The following is a 3779-nucleotide window of genomic DNA, read 5'->3' as shown; positions in this document are numbered from 1 at the left end:
GGGCCGGGTGGCAGCCGTGGGGGCGGCGTTGGAGGCCGTTGCCGTGGGATCCGGGCCCCGGGTGCGGTGTCGGCGCGCGGGCCCGTCGCCTGTGGCCACACCCTTACGGCCGGGTCGTGAGGGGCTTCGTCTCCTTGCAGCGCCGGAGCACGCGCAGGAGCCGAGTCGCCACCTGACCGGCCGGATGCCGGTCAGGGTGACGGTGGGCCGGTCGGAGACGCCCCGGGTGACGCCGCTCCGGGCGATTCCAACGGGCCTTCCGCCGGCGCTGGGCCGGGTTCCGCCTGCGGCCCTCCGCGCCCCGCGCCTGCGTCCGGTTCCGCCTGCGGCCCCCCGTGTCCCTCGCCCGGCCGGTCCCGCGACCCCCCGCGGTCCTCGTCGCCCCGGGGCTGCTCCCGCCGCTCCGCGGAGGTCTCCCGCTCCCCGGAGGGCCTCTTCACCGGCGCCGGCGGCCACTCAAGGCGCTCGGGGCCCCCGCCGTCCGTGGGCTCGCCCAGTTCCGCGAGGGTCTCGCGGGCCGTGGGGGCGCCCAGGGGGGAGAAGCGCGGGTTGATGCGCAGCGCCTCCGCGAGATGCCGGCGCGCGGGGCCCGGGAGGCCGAGGGAGGACTCGATCATTCCCCGGTGGTAGACGAACAGCGCGCTGCGCGTCCCCAGCCGCCCGGCCTTGCGGGCGTACGCCAGTGCCTCGCCGTGCGCCCCGATCCCGTGCAGCGCCCAGCCCAGCGCGTCGGCGAGCTCGACGCTGCGGATGCCGCGCCGCCATTCGGCCTCCAAGAGGCGGACGCCCGCCGCGGGATCGCCGTGGTCGGTCTCGAAGAGGCCGCGGGTGACGACGTCGCCGCCGCCCGCGCGCAGCCGCGTGTACTGCTTCTCGGCCTCCTCCAGCCGCCCCAGCGACTCCAGCAGCTCGCCCCACGCCAGCAGGTACTCGGCCCGGGGGGAACCGGACACCGCCCGCGCGTAGTCCGCGAGCGCGGCCCCCGTCCTTCCCAGGGCCGCCAGCACGGCCGCCCGGCCCGCCAGTGCCTCGTGCAGCCGGGGCTCCAGGCGCAGCGCGCGTTCGAAGTACGCCAGGGCATCGGCGTCCTCGCCCTGCTCCCGTGCGAGCTCGCCGAGCCGGAACAGGCAGGCGGCGCGTTCCGTCGGCGTGGACGCCGCGTCCATGGCCGCACCGAGCGCGCCCTCGGCGTCCTCCCGCAGTCCGCGGACGCGGTACTCGCGGGCCGTCAGCAGCGACGCCTGGAGGCCGGGCCGCAGGCCGGCGAGCTTCCACACCGTGCGGGAGGCCTCCTTGTACGCGCCGAGTCCCGTGTAGGCGTCGGCCAGTACCTGGTACGCCGTGGGGTGGCCGGGCGCCGTCCTCCGGGCCTTCTCGGCCCAGGCCCTGGCCGCCCGGAAGTCGCCGCGCTCGTTGGCCCGCGCGGCCCGCGCGGCCAGGGCCTCGGCCTTCCGCAGCGCCGGCCCGCGCATCTCCGCGGGGGCGCCCGGCAGCCCCGCGAGGGCCGCCGGGGACGAGATCCCCTCGGGGGGTGCGAGAGCCAGGACGCCGCCCGCCAGTGCCGCGGAGGCCAGCGTGAGGACCAGGGCGGTCCGGGAAGCCGGTGACAGCGTGCGAAGCGCGGTGACGGGACGAAAAGGCATGAAGCCACTGTGCGTCAATATGAAGATCGCATCGGCGCTCAAGGGGGCGACAGCGAGCCGGGTTCACACCGATGGCTCCCGATGCGACGCTGAGACCGTGACCGATCTCCTCGAACAACTGCGCGCCGCCCTGCCGGACGAGGCCGTGCTGACCGACCCGGACATCACCGCGTCCTACGCGCACGACATGGCGAGCTTCTGTCCCTCGGGCACCCCCGCCGCCGTGGTGCTGCCCCGCAGCGTCGAACAGGTCCAGCACGTCATGCGGACCGCCACCGCGCTCCGTGTCCCCGTCGTCCCCCAGGGCGCCCGCACCGGCCTGTCCGGTGCCGCCAACGCCTCGGAGGGCTGCATCGTGCTCTCCCTCGTCAAGATGGACCGCATCCTCGAGATCAACCCGGTGGACCGGATCGCCGTCGTCGAACCGGGAGTCGTCAACGCCGTACTCTCCCGCGCCGTCGGCGAGAAGGGGCTGTACTACCCGCCGGACCCCTCGAGCTGGGAGACGTGCACCATCGGCGGCAACATCGGCACGGCGTCCGGCGGCCTGTGCTGCGTCAAGTACGGCGTCACCGCGGAGTACGTCCTCGGCCTGGACGTCGTCCTCGCCGACGGCAGGCTGCTCACGACCGGCAGGCGCACCGCCAAGGGCGTGGCCGGTTACGACCTGACCCGGCTGTTCGTCGGCTCGGAGGGCAGCCTCGGCATCGTCGTGAAGGCCGTGCTCGCCCTCAAGCCGGAGCCGCTGCGCCAGCTCGCCCTCGCCGCCGAGTTCCCCTCCGCGGCCGCCGCCTGCGAGGCAATCTGCGCGATCATGGAGCGCGGGCACGTGCCCGCGCTGCTCGAACTGATGGACCGTACGACGATCCGGGCCGTCAACGACCTGGCGCACATGGGACTGCCCGACACCACCGAGGCGCTGCTGCTGGCCGCCTTCGACACCCCGGATCCGGCGGCCGACCTCGCCGCCGTCGGCGAGCTGTGCGCCGCCGCGGGCGCCACCCAGGTCGTGCCCGCCGAGGACTCGGCCGAGTCCGAACTGCTGCTCCAGGCACGGCGGCTGTCGCTGACCGCGCTCGAAGCCGTCAAGGGCACGACGATGATCGACGACGTGTGCGTGCCGCGCTCGCGACTCGGCCCGATGCTCGAAGGCATTGCCGCCATCGCCGAGAAGCACGGCCTGACCATCGGCATGGTCGCCCACGCGGGCGACGGCAACACCCACCCCACTGTCTGCTTCGACGCGGCCGACCCCGACGAGGCGCGGCGCGCCCGCGCGTCCTTCGACGAGATCATGGCGCTGGGCCTGCGACTGGGCGGCACCATCACCGGCGAACACGGGGTGGGCGTACTGAAGAAGGAGTGGCTGGCCCGGGAACTGGGCCCGGTCGGAATCGAATTGCAGCGCGGCATCAAGCAGACCTTCGACCCGCTGGGCATCCTCAACCCCGGCAAGCTGTTCTGACGCGGCCGGATTCCCCGGTCGCGCCGCGCACGGGGCCGCGCCTCACCTCACACGCCCGTCGCGTCGGCGGTCCCCGTCTCCGGGGACTCGTCGGTGCGCGACGGCGCGAGCAGCTGCCTCAGCCCTTTGTCGATGACGGGACCGAGCCGCTCCTGCTCGGTGCCCGGGGGCACGACGCGCAGGATGCGCTCCAGCCAGGCGGAGACGGCGGAGGACGAGGCCTCCAGCAGTGCGTCGCCCTCGGGCGAGTTCAGGCCCATCAGAACGACGCTGCGGCCCCCGGACTTCGTCGGCCAGACCCGTACGTCGCCGTCCCCGCACGGCCGGAACACCCCTTCGACGAGCAGTTCGCGGGCGAACGTCCAGCGGACGGGGTTCTCGGAGCCGACGTGGAACGTGATGTGCACGGCGTACGGGTCGGCCGTGTGGTAGGCCAGCCTGGCCGGTACGGGAATGCTGCGCTCCGGCGACAGCACCAGCTTGAGTTCCAGTTCTCTTTCCACCACGGTGTGCATCGTTCTCGCCTTCCCCCGTTTTTCTGTCTGAGCCCGCGCTGGTCGTCGGCAAACGGCTCAACGACATCAACGGCAACGCCTACCAGCTTTACTACCTCTTCCCGCTGACCCAGGAGGAGAAGTCGCTCAGCCTGGTCAAGGGCACCCTGGCCACCG

General features: G+C 73.8%; 3 protein-coding genes. 1 reads left to right on the top strand and 2 read right to left on the bottom strand.

Translation table 11 applies throughout. The features are described 5' to 3' along the window. Window positions 1-191: 191 nt before the first annotated feature. Window positions 192-1643, bottom strand: a complete 1452-nt coding sequence (locus GUY61_RS35920; protein WP_166634495.1) for a tetratricopeptide repeat protein — start codon at window positions 1641-1643, stop codon at window positions 192-194. A gap of 97 nt (window positions 1644-1740) precedes the next feature. On the opposite strand from GUY61_RS35920, the gene GUY61_RS35915 reads away from it, so the two are divergent. Then, on the top strand, window positions 1741-3108 hold the full coding sequence (locus GUY61_RS35915) for an FAD-linked oxidase C-terminal domain-containing protein (RefSeq protein WP_313897017.1): 1368 nt from the start codon (window positions 1741-1743) through the stop codon (window positions 3106-3108). Between the two features lie 47 nt (window positions 3109-3155). On the opposite strand, the gene GUY61_RS35910 is transcribed toward GUY61_RS35915, so the two are convergent. Then, window positions 3156-3623, bottom strand: a complete 468-nt coding sequence (locus GUY61_RS35910; protein ID WP_166634493.1) for an SsgA family sporulation/cell division regulator — start codon at window positions 3621-3623, stop codon at window positions 3156-3158. Between the last annotated feature and the right edge of the window lie 156 nt (window positions 3624-3779).

The sequence above is a fragment of the Streptomyces sp. GC420 genome, from assembly GCF_009916105.1.
In the GTDB taxonomy this organism is placed as follows: Bacteria; Actinomycetota; Actinomycetes; order Streptomycetales; family Streptomycetaceae; genus Streptomyces.
The sequence above is the reverse complement of the archived record's forward strand: the minus strand, read 5'-3'. Positions and strand labels throughout refer to the sequence as shown.